Source organism: Flavobacterium sp. MAHUQ-57, assembly GCF_051908335.1.
In the GTDB taxonomy this organism is placed as follows: domain Bacteria; phylum Bacteroidota; class Bacteroidia; order Flavobacteriales; family Flavobacteriaceae; genus Flavobacterium.
On sequence record NZ_JBPZTE010000006.1, the window covers coordinates 248,308 to 263,216 of the forward strand.

At 40.7% G+C, this 14,909-nt stretch carries 15 protein-coding genes; 4 read left to right on the plus strand and 11 right to left on the minus strand.

The window, feature by feature from the left end; genetic code table 11:
- Positions 1–62: 62 nt before the first annotated feature.
- From ACS8MM_RS01315 to ACS8MM_RS01345, 7 genes are all read right to left on the minus strand, one after another.
- A complete protein-coding gene (locus tag ACS8MM_RS01315; protein ID WP_379712229.1) occupies positions 63–866 on the minus strand; it encodes a hypothetical protein in 804 nt (267 codons plus the stop codon).
- Between the two features lie 101 nt (positions 867–967).
- Entirely contained in the window at positions 968–1,609 is a 642-nt protein-coding gene (locus tag ACS8MM_RS01320) for a response regulator (RefSeq protein WP_379712231.1), read from the minus strand.
- On the minus strand, positions 1,606–3,453 hold the full coding sequence (locus tag ACS8MM_RS01325; RefSeq protein ID WP_379712233.1) for a tetratricopeptide repeat-containing sensor histidine kinase: 1,848 nt from the start codon (positions 3,451–3,453) through the stop codon (positions 1,606–1,608). Before ACS8MM_RS01325 ends, ACS8MM_RS01320 begins: the two co-directional genes overlap by 4 nt.
- A 133-nt stretch (positions 3,454–3,586) precedes the next feature.
- A complete protein-coding gene (locus ACS8MM_RS01330) occupies positions 3,587–4,618 on the minus strand; it encodes a lipid A-modifier LpxR family protein (RefSeq protein ID WP_379712235.1) in 1,032 nt (343 codons plus the stop codon).
- A gap of 5 nt (positions 4,619–4,623) precedes the next feature.
- Positions 4,624–5,904: a hypothetical protein gene (locus ACS8MM_RS01335; protein ID WP_379712237.1), complete on the minus strand. Its 1,281-nt coding sequence runs from the start codon at positions 5,902–5,904 to the stop codon at positions 4,624–4,626.
- Positions 5,905–6,030: 126 nt separating this feature from the next.
- Positions 6,031–6,960: a hypothetical protein gene (locus ACS8MM_RS01340; protein ID WP_379712239.1), complete on the minus strand. Its 930-nt coding sequence runs from the start codon at positions 6,958–6,960 to the stop codon at positions 6,031–6,033.
- A 24-nt stretch (positions 6,961–6,984) separates the two neighbouring features.
- Positions 6,985–7,401 (minus strand): hypothetical protein, encoded by a 417-nt coding sequence (locus tag ACS8MM_RS01345; protein ID WP_379712241.1) that lies wholly within the window; start codon positions 7,399–7,401, stop codon positions 6,985–6,987.
- Positions 7,402–7,661: 260 nt separating this feature from the next.
- On the opposite strand from ACS8MM_RS01345, the gene ACS8MM_RS01350 reads away from it, so the two are divergent.
- Genes ACS8MM_RS01350 through ACS8MM_RS01365 form a run of 4 tightly spaced genes read left to right on the plus strand, consistent with a single transcriptional unit; the run spans position 7,662 to position 10,487 of the window.
- Positions 7,662–8,378, plus strand: coding sequence for a hypothetical protein (locus ACS8MM_RS01350; protein ID WP_379712243.1), 717 nt, complete (start codon positions 7,662–7,664; stop codon positions 8,376–8,378).
- A 37-nt stretch (positions 8,379–8,415) separates the two neighbouring features.
- Positions 8,416–9,060 (plus strand): hypothetical protein, encoded by a 645-nt coding sequence (locus ACS8MM_RS01355; RefSeq protein WP_379712245.1) that lies wholly within the window; start codon positions 8,416–8,418, stop codon positions 9,058–9,060.
- A complete protein-coding gene (locus ACS8MM_RS01360; protein ID WP_379712247.1) occupies positions 9,053–9,823 on the plus strand; it encodes a sensor histidine kinase in 771 nt (256 codons plus the stop codon). Before ACS8MM_RS01355 ends, ACS8MM_RS01360 begins: the two co-directional genes overlap by 8 nt.
- 4 nt (positions 9,824–9,827) lie before the next feature.
- Positions 9,828–10,487 (plus strand): response regulator, encoded by a 660-nt coding sequence (locus ACS8MM_RS01365; protein ID WP_379712249.1) that lies wholly within the window; start codon positions 9,828–9,830, stop codon positions 10,485–10,487.
- 67 nt (positions 10,488–10,554) lie between these two features.
- On the opposite strand, the gene ACS8MM_RS01370 is transcribed toward ACS8MM_RS01365, so the two are convergent.
- The 4 genes from ACS8MM_RS01370 to ACS8MM_RS01385 form a co-directional block, all read right to left on the minus strand.
- A complete protein-coding gene (locus ACS8MM_RS01370) occupies positions 10,555–12,024 on the minus strand; it encodes a hypothetical protein (protein WP_379712251.1) in 1,470 nt (489 codons plus the stop codon).
- Positions 12,025–12,179: 155 nt separating this feature from the next.
- Positions 12,180–13,079 carry a hypothetical protein gene (locus ACS8MM_RS01375; protein ID WP_379712253.1) on the minus strand — a complete coding sequence of 300 codons (900 nt, stop codon included), beginning with the start codon at positions 13,077–13,079 and terminating at the stop codon, positions 12,180–12,182.
- 28 nt (positions 13,080–13,107) lie between these two features.
- Entirely contained in the window at positions 13,108–14,481 is a 1,374-nt protein-coding gene (locus ACS8MM_RS01380; protein ID WP_379712255.1) for a hypothetical protein, read from the minus strand.
- Entirely contained in the window at positions 14,478–14,891 is a 414-nt protein-coding gene (locus tag ACS8MM_RS01385) for a hypothetical protein (RefSeq protein ID WP_379712257.1), read from the minus strand. The genes ACS8MM_RS01380 and ACS8MM_RS01385 overlap by 4 nt, the downstream gene beginning before the upstream one ends.
- Positions 14,892–14,909 lie beyond the last annotated feature (18 nt).

Consider the following 14,909-nt stretch of genomic DNA (forward strand, 5'->3'; position numbering starts at 1 on the left):
GAGGTAACTCCAAGAAGTTCAGGAAGAAGCAAATAGAAAGGGTACCCATCGGTACCCTTTTGTTATTCTAGCGTAGCATAGTCATAAACGATAGTATGCAGTAGGGATCCGCCAACCAGTGTTTTTTGAAAGACCACATTGCCATTGGCATCGTACTGGTAATCAAAAATATAGTTTTGTGTAGGTACTTCACCGTCCGGCTTATAGGTATAGTTACCCGGATTATTCGGCAATTGCGGTTCGTTAGTGAATTGCGATTGGCGAATGAGTTCAGGAATCTCCGACCATGGCGCCAACCAATCGTGGTGGTACAACGCACGAGGGTGATTGTCATAATTGTCGTACGTTACGGTGACATCCTTTTTAGAAGTGTCGGCAAAGTCGATTCGTACCGAAGTACAATTGCCGAGTTCGTTAAAATAATAACGGAAAACATACTCCAACCCTCCGCTACCATTGGTACATTGCACTATTTTGGTACCATCAGTATTGTGCGTCCAGTTAAATTCCTTACTCAATTGACCACCGTGGTAGACTTCTTCTTTGGTCACTTTTCCAAAGCGATGGTAAAGCACATATTCGTAATCGGTTTGCGTGGGATCCGTATAATTGAAATTTCGGATTATTTTTCCGGAAGCATACGTATAGGTGATGGTACGGTTCAAACTGGCATTCGATTCGGTTATATCGATCTTCGAAATTCGGTGTTGACTGTCATAGGTAATGTCCTGACGATAGTTTAAGTCGCCGTTCCCTTTCCAACGGGTGATGGTGATGGGAAGTCGTTGTGATGCGGTATTGGACTCTTCCGGAGCACAAGACCATAGGGTAAGAAATGCGGCAAATCCGACTACTAGCTTTTTCATGTTTCGTTGTTTTAATTTGATGAATTCAAAAGTAGTAGGGTAGGCTTCGCCGTACAAGACGGAAAACCACCAAAAATAAAGTTGGCTGATTTCAGGGAGCTTTACACAAGGCCGTATTGGTAGGCTCTGGCAACGATTCCGGCCGAGTTTTTGGCTTCCAGTTTGCGCAAGAGGTTCTGACGGTAGGTTTCTACGGTATTCACACTCAAAAACAAACGTTCGGCAATTTCCTGGGTAGTGCATTCCGCAACAATCAGTAGCAGCACGTCTTTTTCCCTCGGACTCAATACCGGAATGATCGATGCTTGCGGTGGGGTCACGCCTTGTAGGTCATCAATCAAAACGGCTTGTACGGCAGGGGAGTAATAGCGTTGGCCTTCACGGATGGTACGTATGGCAAGGAAAAGCTCGTCCTGATCGGTGTTTTTGAGCAAATACCCTTGTGGATTTTCTTTCAAAACGGTTTTGACCATAGCGGCCTCGTTGTGCATGCTCAATACCATAACGGCAATAGTCGGATGGCTACTGCGTATTTTTTTGAGTAGACTAATGCCATTGATTCCCGGCATACTAATATCGGTAATGACCAAATCAGGAGCATCCGTTTCCAAACGTTCGAGTGCTACAACAGGATCGGTATACATTGCGGTAAGTGTGGCATCGTTCAGATTTCGAAGCAGCGATTCGAGTCCGTTCAAAAACATGGTATGGTCGTCAACTAAAACTATTTTGTAGGGTGTCATGTGGCGAATGGTATATTGAATTGTACTATGGTTCCGTTGCCGGGTGAAGAATCGATTACCAATTCGGAGTGCAGTGCTTTGACACGCTCTCGAATGTTCTGTAAACCAATCCCTTCTGCCTTTTTCGTCGGATCAAAACCGATACCGTTGTCTTCGGCAATGATATTGATATAATCCCCAAAGCTGGTAATGAGTATCGAAAGGGAACTGCACTGGGCATGTTTGAGGGTATTGTTGATAATTTCCTGTAAAATGCGGTAGAGCTGACTTTTCTGATGGGTATCCAAACGGTCCAAATCGTTCCCTTCGCTACAATACAACTGCAGGCTTGTAGCGGTCTGGCCTTCGTATTTCCGAAGGAGTTCTTCGATGACATGATGGAAGGAGGCCTGGGAAAACTCCGGGGGCATTAGGTTGTGCGACATACGGCGGACTTCATTGTAGGCGTCGTCCAACGAGGCAATCAACGGACTGTTTTTGTCCTGCTGTCCCGAGAAATGTGCCAAGGCCGAAAGCTTGATACCGGCCATGGTTGCCCCTAATCCGTCGTGTAATTCCTGAGCGAGCCGTCGTCGTTCCATCAATTGACCTTCCAGATTGGATTCGGCTTCTTTCAATTGTAAAGCGGTTTTGAATTGTATCTCTTGTTGTTGGTTGAGTAAGGTTTTGGTTTTGTGCTGACGGTACCAATACCAAGCCAATGCTAGGGTAAGAAGTACAACAATAGCCCCCATAAGTAGCATAAGGTTCGATTTTTTGAGCTTCGCTTCATTCAGTTGCTTTTGGTTTTCCAATAGGTTCAGCTTGGCATCCTGACGTTCCAATTCGAATTGGGCTTCGATCTTTTTAACGGCTTCACGGCTGCTTAGGGATTGCAGGGAGTCTTTCAACACCGTATACTGTTGCAGGGCCTTGAAGGCATTGTTTAAATCGCCTGTTTTCTGATAGGCTCGGGATAATAGCTGTTGCAATTGGGTTTGGATCTCCAGATGCTTTTCGCTTTGCGCAATGCGCAGCCCTTCTTTCAAATAACTGATGGCTAGCTGCGGTTGCTGCATTTTCAAGTGCAAATCACCAATGTTGAGGTTCGAATTCATCTCGTTAAAGGTGGATTTGACTTTTTGGTTCAACACAATCACATTCTTGTAATAGTACAGTGCCGAATCGTACTGTTTAAATTCCGCATAGGCTTTCCCTAAATTGTTTTGTAAGTTAATGATGTCTTCAGGATCGTCTTGCAATTGTAAGGCTTTTCGATAATTCGTGATGGATTTCGCTTCGTTATTCTGATAGGAGTAAGCATTACCCAACATGGAATAGGCACTCGCCAATAACGAATTTTTAGCGTTTCCTTTTTTATAGTGTACTAGCGCTTGGTTGAAGCATTCGATGGCTTTGGCCAAATCATTTTGACTGCCGTGTACGATACCGATATTCAAGTAATTGGTGCCTAAGCCCACATCGTCATGCACCCCGGAATAATAGGCCAAATTGGAATGCAATAGTTGGTAGGCTTTGTTGCCATTGCCTTCTGCCAATTCAACCAAGGCCAAGTCGTTTTTACCGGAAGCCATCCCGCGTTGGTAATCCAACTTTTGGGACAACTGTAGCACTTTTTGGGCAAACTGTTTGGCTTCGGCATTGTTCACATAGAGCAGTTTGGCACTGATTACCGAATAGATATTCACCAATGTGGTATCAACCGCTTGCTTTTTTCGCGTTTCGGCCATTGCTTTTAATACGGCAACGGTATTTTTTTTGAGCGATTCTCGTCTCATATCCTGAGCCATACCAGAAAAGGTGAGTTGTAATGATAGTGCAAAGAGCAGGATTCGGAATCGCATGGTTGTTTTTTATTGGTACGTTACAAAGCTAAAAAAATTAAGAAAAGAGTGCCGTTTTTTTAAAAGTGGTACTGAAATAAACTACAACAGCACTGTAAAAGAGTGCTGTTGTAATGGGTTGTTACGTTTCGGCTTATTTTGAATGCCAACGTTGTGGGGAGAATCCTAGAGTGACTGCGCCCCAGTTGTGAAAGGACTTGCCTCCTTCAAATTCCCTGCTTCTCCCGGAATGCGAATACCGCAGGTAGAACACATCATAGAGCGTTAGGTTGAATCCGGCATTGATTTCAAACAACATTCTTTTAACATCGGAATGGTCGATCTCGTAAACACTGTTGTCCTTAAAAAGTAAGCCTTCCAAAGTGGCATTGTACCCAACAAAACGCACCGTGGGTTCGGCAAAAAGATTGCAGCGTATTTTTTTGGTTGTTGTTTCGTTTCGTGTAAGGGTTTCCAGATTGGGATACTGGTCTTGCAACAGTGTCGAATTCCAATTCAGGAGATTCAGTTTCAATCCGGCCTGGGCGTGTATCATATAATTACCCAGATCTACTTTTCCAACGCCATGAACCGCCAGCCATTGGAAATCGGAGTTTACCGAGTTTTTGGAAAATAGTGCTTTCTGAAAGCGGGTATTGTAATTGATGATAAAGCTTCCATTGTAGCCAATCTGATTGTCCCAGCCTTTCGGTACCGGTCTTTCAGAACCGAACCAATGATTTTCGTGCAGATAGGCCTGGGCATTCCCGGGTAGGGAAGTACCTATGATACCCAATAGTACCTCCGACTGTAGCATTTCGTTGCGCACCAGATGGTAGGAATTGGCCCCGAAATTTACGAAGACCAGAGACGCATAGGGTCTGTCGCCTACCACAACCGCTTCGCTGGCTAAATCTTGAGGAGTATAGGCCGTGGCACCCATGCCGATACGGCTTATTGTAAGGGTATTTTCTCCTCGGTACTTTAGAAAAGGAAGTCCTTTCCCTTTGATTTCCTTGAAAAGCGTTTCCAGTTTTAACCCGCCTGTATAATTCTCGTCTTTATTGGCAATGGTAAGGAAATCATTTTCATGGGTGATCAGCACCTGAAATCCTTCTTTGCCTTGTGCCGATAGTTCGAAGCAACCGAAAAGGAACAGTAAGGGTACTACAATTTTTTTCATCATTGGTGTTATTCAAATAAACCCGATAATACCTGCACTCCGAAAACGACTCTGCCGCTTTGCAATTCATGCACACCGAACGTATTGGTCATCATGGAAAGGCGCAAGCGATCCAGTACAGTGACTCCGACGGTAACTTGACCAAATCCGAAATAATTTTTCTGTACCTGCAAACGATCCAAGAAGGCATCGCTACCGGCATAGAGACCCCAATTGGCCGACGTATAAAAAACGAACTCTTTTTTGTCGGTAGCCACACTCAGGTACAACGAACCTCCCAGGCTTCCGTTTCCGGTAGAGGTATCCACATCATTACTGAATTCGGTAATTTCCATCGCTCCCTTGGCATACAAGGTGCTGTATACTTTGAAGAAATCATTGCCGTAATACAAGAAAGGAAGTTCAATGTTCATATAAATGTTACCACCACCGCTCAATAATCGTTGGAAGGCTTCGGTATCATCGGCTTCTTTTTCATTGTCCGGTTCGTCACTTGCCTCCGTACCCGAATTACTCACCAAGGTACCCAAGGATACACGCAAAGGTTTTAGGTAGGCAGCGGTAATTTCGGATTGGATGGTACTACCGGCACTATTCAATTGCAAGGCCGCATTGTTGACAAAGTAAAAATCATTGTCGGGCGACTTGCCATACAAGGTTTCGAAGAAAGCCTCTTTTTTGGTCGGTTTACTATTGTACCATGAAGGGAAAATCCATCTGAAATCTTGACTCTTAAAAGTGCTCAAGCTATCGACATATTTTTGTTGCTCTATGTAAAGACTATCAATACTTTTAGTGAGGCTAGTTAAAACGGCTAAGTTATCTTGATTATCCTCTTTCTTGCTCTCTTTGAATTTTGATTGAATTTGTTGTTCGACTTCATTTTTTTTTCTTTTATAGTAGTTATAGAGAATATTCGATTTGAGATAGTTGATTTCATTGCCACCGTTATTTTTCAACTCACTTACAAAAGGGTTGTCCTTTTCTTTTCCTGTAAAAAGATAGAGGTCGGAAGTGTCAGCGAGTGGTGCTTTGTTTTTGAAAACATCCAATTGTTGGCGTTGGTTGGCATCGAATAGATTTTGTTCAGTTGGCCCTTCCGCCTTTTTTTTAGAAGCCTCGTACGCCTTATCGTAGTCCGCTTTTTTAATTTTTATCAATACGGTTTTCGAATTGTCTTTATACGGAATCATAGTTTTCTTTTCTCTTACGCTGGGTAATTGTGCGAAAACGGTGAGATGCGCCAATAACAAAAGGAAAAAGATACGGTAATGTCGTTTTGTTTTCATAGTTTTTAATTAGTTGGTTTACGTACTAAATGTAGGAATATTCCTTTTGTTTTCAAATTTTTTCTTCCCCAATGGAATGTAAATGAAAACGACAGTTGGGAGAAATACCCCAACTGCCGTTTCTTTTTAGGCGGCTTTCAATCCGTTGATCGATTCAGAAATAGACGTATTCATACTTTGAATGCCATTGTCGATTTGTTCTAAGATGGCTTGATAATCACTAACCATTTTCGACAACTCCGCTTCAAGTCGGGCCACTTCACTGTTGAAATTATTCGCTTTTAGGATGTGTATTGACGATTTGGTTTTCGCAATGGCATCATCATAATATTTACACGCATTGTCTCTTTCTTTTAGAAGTTCTTCACGCAATTCATCGTTGATTTTTTTGAGTTCGTTGGCTACTTCCGACTCCAATGAAAATCGCATTTCATTTTCTGCTTTTCCAATTTCAGACGTCATTTCATGACCTACGGTTTCCAGGTCCTCTTTTTGTTCGTTCAATTGTGTAGAAAGTTCTCTCAGGAAAAATTGTGGGAGCTTCAGAACGATTTCTGTAGTTTCCAAACGGACCACCGGTTTATCAAAAATGATTTCCATTTTTTTGGTAGTGAATTTTGGAATATCCGTTTTGATTTCAATGGTTTTCATGTAGATTTCCGGCTTGTTTCCGTAAACACAAGTCATTCTGGTGGTAACACTCATTCCTCGTACCACAACCTCCGGTTTTTTGAATAAACAAGCGCGAACCATTCGGGTGGCAGGGACATCGAATTTCATCGATTTTAGTTCCATAGTGACTTCCGGTACATCAAAACTGATGGTTTCTTTTTCCATGGAAAATTTCGGGATGTCAAATTGAATGGATGTTTCTTTCCATTTTACGTCAAAGGTCGCATTGATACCGGCTTCCAAACTGCTGGGTTCCGGTGATTCTTCAGAGATTTTTTTGATTTTTGCATTGCCGTTTTCTTGAATTTTGGCAATTTGTTCTTCAAAGCGTTGTTTTACTTCTTCCACTTTTTGTTGGATTCTTTCTTCGTTTGTTTGTGACATGATTGTAGTTTTTAAAAGTTAGGATTAAAATTTTTCACCTTTATAAAAGATAGGGATACACAAGGTGTAAATGATGAGTGCTATGGATGCCAGTGAGGCTACTGGTAGTTCGTTGGCAGTGTCTTCCGGCTTGATTGGCGAATGTGTCGCGAGTGCCCAAATGAAAAAACCGATGGTGGAGAAAAAAAGCTGTCCTTTTTTCACCACATTGAATAGTTTGTATAAGTAGAGTGGAGTGATTAATACGAGTACTAGTATGACTGTCCATAAAATAGTCTCGTTGTTTTTTATTTTGAAGCCTTCAATAATACCGGCAATGGTGATATAGGCCGTAACAATTTCGGTAGGGATTAATTTCAGCAGTCGTTCTTTGTAATCGTTTGGTGCTTTTACCACTTCAAGCTCCCTAACTTCTTTTTCTGATTTGATTTCTCGTGTCATAATAGTATTCGTTTAAAGTTTGTTTTCCAAAATTACTTCGATGCTTCAATGGAGGGTATAGGGGAAACCCTAGTGGGTTAGGGTTTTTTCACTAGCCTTTAAATAACAGCGAATTGCATCCGTTTTATTAAGAAAAAAGTGATATTTTAGCACTAATCCCGCTAGTAGGGAAAGAAGGAACCGGAAATAGGGTTTTCCCTAGTGGCTAAAAAAGAAGGAGTAACCAACTTTGAACGAACTATAAACTAAATATTGTAACGATGAAAAAAACAGTACTATTGGCACTCCTAACTATGACAATGGTGGGGTGTAAAGACAAAGAAAACAAGGATGGCGATTCGACAAAACCATCAGCAACAGAGCAAACCGTAACGGAATGTGAAGTTACCAGTTCAGAAGGGTTTAAAAATCTACCTGTAGATTGTCAGAACAATGAGTTAATTCGTGGACTATTATGTGCCGAAGAACAAGATAGGGTAGCGTGGTTGCAATCCAATGGTCAAAAGATATGTACGCAAAACCTATACGAATGTATCGAACCGATTCATAGAATTAAGAATGCCGATACCTTTGAAGTATTTGCAGGAGCACATCCAGAAAATAAAGTGAAAATAAAATACTACGAAATTCCATGGAAAAAAATTAAGGAGACTTTGGCCGGCGTAAGTTGCTATGAAGCTTACTTGAGTTTTGACGCAGCAACCGATAAACTGGAATTGAAAAAAGTGAAGGACTTTACTACAGAAACATCGTGTTATTCGCTCCCTTTTTTAATCAGTTTGGAACAACTCTACCAATTGAAAGACACGGATACTCTTTATTTTACCAAAGCGAAAGTGGATGTAACCATCAACCAACAGTCAACAGCAATGGAAAAGATCATTTTCAAAATTGGGAAAGACAATCTGGAAGCGGCTTATTATGATTTATCCGATTTTCCCGGGTTGCTGGGCTATTACTTTCCTATAGGACTCTAAACGAATTTGGGCGCTGTTCCTTTAAAACTATTATCGTATGCTGGATTTTTTTTTACAATCGATCAATTGGATTAAAATCTATGTGTTGTTCACACTGATTTTTGCCTTCACATTGGGGTTTCAAAAAGGGACCTACAAAATTTTGATTACTATACTGATGGTCAGTTTTGGAACAGAGCTTATCAATTCGACATTATTGTTTGTGAAAAGACCTATTGGTTTTTCTTCTACGATCAATGTGATACTACATCACGGTCTTTGGTTGGTATTGCTGTACAGAAACAGTCAGTCGAAAAAAATAATGGAAATCATTACTCTTGTTTTTATCTGTTTCGCGGTTTTCAATTTGTTTTTTTTGGAAGGTACCGAACAATTCAATTACAATACCTTCATTTTTGGCGCTTTACTGTATATCGGTGCATTCATTTGGGAAAGTTTTCGCCATCTGAAGCAGGAAAATTTTGATTTTTTTACCGCCAACAAATACCTGTTGCTGGCAGCTCCGGTTTTGTTCTTTTTTGGATTGAGTTTTGTCTTCGGATTCAAAAGTAAAGAATTGGCCACAACGGTGGTTTTCGATCATATCAAGCTCTATCCACTGATTATGACGGTGGTGAACGCTTTGTATTATACTTTACTGAATATTTACATCTTCAAGGAAAAAAAACGCAAACATGTATAGCATTGCCTTCGGAATCATCATCGGTTTGTTGTTTGTACTTTTATTGGTGCTCTTTTGTATCTTGATAGTCAAACTCTATATCAATAAAGTAAAGAACTATACGAAGCTCATTTACCAAAAAGACATTGATTTCCAAAAGGCACTCAACCAAACCATATTGGAAACGCAGGAACAGGTGCTAAATAATATCGCGCAGGATTTGCACGATGATGTGGGGCAACAACTGACGTATATCAACTTCCAACTGGAAAACCTGAAATTGGACAACGCCGAACTGAAAACCTCACTCGATCCGTTGTCGCAATCGGTAGGGCAGGTGTCGCATTCGATTCGAAGTATCAGTCATTCCCTGAGTAATCAGCTATTGGTGCAACAAGATTTGATCAAAGCCATTGCCAATGAGGTGAAACGATTACAGAAAAATACCAAAATCCGTATTCAATCGACGATAGAAAACCATTCGGGGAAAGAATATTCAACCAATGAAAAGATAGTGGTATACCGTATTTTTCAGGAGTGCATCAACAACTGTCTCAAACATGCAAAAGCTTCCGAAATCGAAGTGAACATCACCACAACACCTCATTTTTCCATGACAGTGAAAGACAACGGAAAGGGATTCGATTACCAGCGGATAGTCAATCATCCGAAAACACTGGGTATTACCAATATGAGCAAACGTGCAGCGATTATCAACTACACGTTAAACGTGAATACCGCCCAAGGCGAGGGCACTACCATACAGCTAGCTGAAAAACCATAAGAGAATGAAAACGAACACCACGATATGCATTATCGACGATCACGCCATCGTTCGACAAGGACTCAAAGAATTGTTGCACAAACTCAATAACTATGAGGTGATTCATGAATTTGACAATGGGGATGACTTTTTGGAAAGTCTACCTTTGCATCCGCCACCGGATATGTACATCCTCGATTATTCGATGCCGCATAAGAATGGGATAGAAGTGTTGCAGGAATTGGAAAATAAGGAAGGAGAATACAAAGTCTTATTGCTCACCCAACATTTTGATGAGAACATTATCAATGCGGCCTATCATCATGGTGCGCGAGGTTTTCTGCACAAGAACTGTAGCGCTGCCGATTTGCAGTCGGCCATCGATACTATTGTTAAAATTGGCTATAATAATATTACCGATATCCTGAAACGCATCCGGAACTATAACGCGCCAACACCTTTGGAAGAAGCTAGCATTGTACTTTCGGATCGGGAGTTGACTTTTTTGGAATTGGTGTGCGATGCCAATGAATTGACCTACGATCAAATGGCGGAGAGGATGCATCTTTCGGTAAAATCCATCGAAGCGTACCGCACTGCTTTGTTTGAACGGTTCAACATCAAATCGAAAGTCGGATTGGTATTGTTTTCCCACAAATACCGACTAACGCCTCCGTTTTTGTAATTTTTTTGTATTGAAGGTAGTAAGCATAAAAAAAAGCGGAGAAGTTCTCCGCTTTAGTAAGGTTGTATTACATTGGTGATTTATTCCTATTCGGTAAAGGTTGGATGGCTTTAAAAACGTGACTCAAGTCGTCTGGTTGTAAACCTCCGTTGTTGGAGTGGCACAAGAAACAACTGCCGCCTTTGTTGTAATCCGGTCCGTTTTGAATGTAGGTTTCCATAGTACTGTTGGCCAATTGACTGGTTCCAATAGCAGTTCCGGCTTGCGTGTTTTGTGGTGAATAACTGGTTCCATCCGGTCCGGCGCCACCATCGGTCCAAGTCGCTCCCAATAATAAGTACCTTTTACGTACGTCATTACCTGGTAGTAATTGTTGAATGGCTGCATTGATGGATAAAATCTCAGTATTCGATGCGGCTGCTGTTGGGTTTTCTGCATTGGGTTGTCCCGAATACGCCACACCCCACGGTTTGGTTTTGGTCGTGTTACTCGGACTAATGGTATATCCCGGTTTGCTCTTGATGTATTCGGTATTGTTCACCGTATCCGTATAGAATACCATATGGGAAATATTAGCCGAATCTTTCGGATTGGTATTCAACAACCAATCGTCGCCACCTTGTGCAGGAACCGTAATGGTTTCTTTCTGAGTATTGATGTATTGGTAGGCTAAATTAGGGGCATTTTTATGGTGCTCAAACGTAGCCCAAACCATTTCCGGATGACCTGAAGTACTACCCACAATATGCATTCCGATTAACGCCAATTTCGCTTTGCGTTCGCCTTTTAATGTCCAAATAGAATCTGATTTTGTATAGGTAGGAATAATAGCATCTACGGTAACATAATCGCTTGCATTTTTTAACGATTCTGCCAATACCCATGACGTTTTCAATTCAATAGCTAATGCATTCGGATCTTTTAAAACGACTCCGTTGGCTTTAGCATAATTGAAAATACTATCTCTTTCGGCTGCTGTGGTTGGGAATGTTTTTCCACCCATTTTATCATTTTTAACGGCAGTTAAGAATTGCGCATAGACATCATTCACCATAGAGATGTAATAGACTAAATTGCCATTACGATCCATTAATACATCATCGGTAGCCTGACCTTCTTCACTACTAATTGTCTGGTCTTTATCCACATTGGCCAAAGCTCTTAATAATTGCCCTTTTTTATGAGGAATCAATTGGCGTTCATTATTTTCTTTTGGGGAAACCGTATAGAATGTTGATGATTCCATCGTAGTGCCGGTTCCTTCCGGTGAGGTAATCCACAAGAACATTTGTGCCGACCATTTGTAGAAATCACAATTGTTGTTGTGTACAAAATCGACACTGTTTGCTGCTTTTACAGCTCCATTTTCTTCGGCTTTTCCGTTGACGAACCAATTGTTGAATTCCGATGCAGAAACGGTACAGGTAGTATCCGCATCCGTTGGGATCATTGCAAATTCTTCACTTTTGGGTGTACAGGATGCTAGGAAAACCATAGTAAGTAGTCCCGTAGCCCACGTTAATTTTGTCTTTTTCATGTTTGTTTTATAGTTTTGATTGTATTACTAACAAATATATTGACCTGAACAGAAAGGGGATAGCGTAGAAATACCTGTTTTGAAGTAAAAAAACGACGCCTTTTACTAGGAAATGCATCGTTTATTTTAAGAATTGATTCAATGAATGATAAAGGCTACATCGCCACAAAAGTTGCTTGTTCGGCATCGTATTTCATCTGAAAAAGACCTAGATCGCTTAATTTTTTGATGGTATTTTTAACGGTGGTAATCCGACTTTGGTAATTCGCTTGGCCGATAGTGCATAGATTGGAATACGCTTTTTCATAATCGCCATTGGTGTTTAGTGCGGCGGCGATCCGATTGTTGGTACCGCGACCTTGATGACGGATGTCACACACTAATGCACATACTTTTGCCGGTGCACCATGTAAGCCGAATCGCGTATGATAGGACTTCATGTTTTTTTGATAATGTTCTACCGCTGTTTTGACTTGCAATTCGCGATGAGCTAAGCTTGTACTTGACCAATGTACCATTCGAGCCGAACAGATTAACTCTTGATTTTCAACTTGGGATAACGAAGGATTAAGGTAATCCATTAAGGCTTGGGTACTACTGTCGCTTTCCAATAGGGTTAGAGTGCCATTGTTGGAACGGTAATGTATTCGGTTGTCCTTCAGTGCCAATTTTGGAAAATACGCCGAAGCATCCGGAAGTAATAGCAATTCTTTCAGGAAAACCACAAAATCACCATTGGGAACATGCGCCGCATATTGCATGAAACCAAAGGTAAATCGTGCTCGATCGTACGTATTCAAACATTTGAAGGAACCTTTACTTTCTGCCATGGCAGTTGGATAAAGGAAATAACTCCAGAAACCATACTGTGGGTAATTTTCCGGCAGATATATTTGACCTTCCGTTTGCAAAATATTGTACAAACCAAAATTACCTTCATACATTGTTGTATATCCAATAGTGAATTTATCTTCGTTACTGGATGTTTTTTTACCATAAAATACTTTTCTGCCACTGGACAAAACAGCACTGGATATTAAAAAATCGATAGCCATAGTAGTAGTTTTTTTGTTGTGTATTAATTTATTCGGAAGTATTGGTTACGGATGATTTACCAAAGCCATAATTAATTCCGAAGAGGGTAAATAGCGTATTGACCTCACCAAAATTTTTGCCGTAGGAACCGGTAAAATAGAGTTCGTCATTGATTTTGTATTGCAAGATACCCACCGTTCTTTGAAAGCGGATATCCGATCTGCCCGAATAATTGCGTTTAAGGTGTTCAATACCTAAGGAAAATTTTTTGATTTTGTATTCCAGTTTCATACCGATATCATAGCCTTTCTCTTTTTCAAAAGTCATGGCAATGGAATCTTTTAGTACATTGTCATTAAGATATCTTCCGGTAAACAGTAGTGAAATTTTATCGTTCAAATTTTCCTCATCTAAGCCCGAAAGATTCACCGTACCGGTTAACCAAAAACCACTTCTGTTGAAACGTTTGTTCTCCGATTTGTTGTCTTGGTATGCATCGGAATAAGCAAAAGCGGCATCCAATTGGAAAACGGGTGGTTGTTCGATGATTTTATAGTATTCCAGTAGTTTTTCATCCTTTTCGGTTCGTTTTTCCAATTCCTGTGTCGATAGTGTATAGGCAGCTTTGATTTGAGCTTCGGTAATTGAAAGTTCAGCGGTTAAGTCATTAAGTTGTTGCACCACCGCATCATAATCCGTTTTTATTTTTATCGCTGCATCGAGTTCTTTTTGTATTTGATTTTTCTCGTTTTCGGTAGCTGCAGTAGTCAATTTAATTTTATAATCGGCGATTTTCGAATGAATAGCTTCGATAGGTGTAGTGTTTTTGTACTCTTGTAAAACACTTATCTTGGGTAGTAAATTCGCTTGTTTTACCAATAATTCAGCCGGTGGCTCTCGCAACTCGTTGATTCTTCTATTGTAGGCTTTCAGCGCAGTGGTTATTGCATCGGATTGGCTTTTGGATCGTAGAGTGACAATATTGGTGCGGATACCAAAGGCCAGATAGTTGGTTTTCTCGAGTAAGGTTCCAGCCGTCGAATCGTTGTGAACCGACGCTAGTGAAATACTCATTTTACGGTAAATACCGCTAAAGGCATTGGAATTTCCTTGGGAATCTTTAATATTCAAATATTTGGTAATCGGTGCATGTTGATCAAACAGCCAAAAGGGTGCAATTTCCATGGCAAAATTCTTCGGAAGTATAGAACCATTGTTGGATAAACTCATCAAAGTGGCCGTGAATTCTTTAGGATTCGAAGGTTTTTCTATTAGTGATGGTGAAATGTCCAATAGTTGGAATCCCGGTGCGTTAGGTGTCTTCATGTTTTGAAGTTCGATTGCATTGGAATTTTCGGTTTCCTGAGCCAATGAATGCAAAGAAACAAACATGGCTAAAATCAGATAGGCTATAGGTTTCATGATTGTTGTTGTAAGAAAAAGCGTTTGTCAGTCTGGATTATTCGACCGGTATTGCTTTTGTGTTTGATATCTGTTTCTTTGTGTTTGTACTCTTCATCTTTCAGCCCTCCTTTCAATTTGTAGTTGATGACGAGATCATCATATGCATCATCCCAAAGATCCGGATCTACATATTTCAAGTTGATAACAACATCAACAGCCAATAGGCCATTGCTCAAATCGGACGCCTTGCCAATTAAAAAACTCGGATGAATGTCTGTTGTGTTTTCTTGTTGTTCTTTGGGAACTCGTTTGCTTCCAATGTATACATCAACTCCAGGAGTGATTAATGCACCGAAAACGGTTAAGATCTCCATCTCTAGAAGAATTGGATTCTCATTGTTTCCTATTTTGTATGTTTCGATATTCATGATTTCAGCTTTAGTTTT